Raw genomic sequence first — 980 nt, forward strand, 5'->3', positions numbered from 1 at the left:
ACCGGTAGTGCATTTGTATTAGATTGTATATAAAAGTTGTACAACCTGCTAAAAAGCAGTAAATTGTAGTTACTACACAAACAATTCAATGCACAACTTTAGAGCAAATTACGATAAAATTTTAGAAGTATTAAAGAGTTTAGATCTTGAAAGTGAGAATTTTTTATTTCAGATACGAAAGCCCAGGTTATCTGACTTGGAAATAGTTGCCCTAAATCTGACTTCAGAATACATGAGTATTGATAGTGAATATCAACTTTTTAGAATATTACCTTCTGATATTAAGTCACTTATAGAACGCAGTGTTTATAATAGACGAAAAAGAAGATTATTTATACATATGGAACGGATTCGAAAACTGTTAGCAGAAAAATTTAATGGTTCTGAAAAGTATTTTATTGTGGATAGCATGCCTTTAGAAGTTTGCAAATTATCAAGAAGCTCACGTAGCAAAATATGCAGAGAAACCGATTATGCAATTCCAAATAAAGGTTATTGTGCTTCACAGAAAATGCATTATTATGGGTATAAACTTCATGCGGTTTGCTCAGCGGAAGGTGTCTTTCAAAGTTTTGATATTAGTCCAGCATCAGTGCATGATATTCATTATCTGAAAGATATAAAACAACAATTTAAAAATTGTACGCTCTTAGGTGATAAAGGATATTTATCCGCAGAATGCCAATTGGATTTGTTTACATCACACAATATTAAGCTGGAAGTTCCTATGAGAACAAATCAAAAAAGCTATAAAGATCAACCTTTTGTAATACGCAAATACAGAAAAAGGATAGAAACGTTATTCTCTCAATTATGCGATCAGTTCATGATTAGACGTAATTATGCTAAAAGCTTTTTAGGGTTTAAAACAAGGATACTATCAAAAATACTAACCCTTACTATTATTCAATCAATAAACAGAAACCAAAATAGAAATATTAACAAATTAAAAATTAATATTACCTAAATGCACTACGGGT

1 protein-coding gene is annotated in these 980 nt (G+C 30.3%); it reads left to right on the forward strand.

Annotated features, from left to right (window positions below; genetic code table 11):
- Positions 1-88: 88 nt before the first annotated feature.
- Positions 89-967 (forward strand): IS982 family transposase, encoded by an 879-nt coding sequence (locus tag HXZ69_RS15215; RefSeq protein ID WP_286496464.1) that lies wholly within the window; start codon positions 89-91, stop codon positions 965-967.
- Positions 968-980: the final 13 nt, after the last annotated feature.

The organism is Empedobacter sp. R132-2 (assembly GCF_030324375.1).
GTDB classification, from domain to species: Bacteria; Bacteroidota; Bacteroidia; order Flavobacteriales; family Weeksellaceae; genus Empedobacter; species Empedobacter falsenii_B.

Bases quoted from the DNA above. Each gene is read 5' to 3' on its own strand.
- HXZ69_RS15215 (WP_286496464.1), top strand. From the start codon at position 89: ATGCACAACTTTAGAGCAAATTACGATAAAATTTTAGAAGTATTAAAG.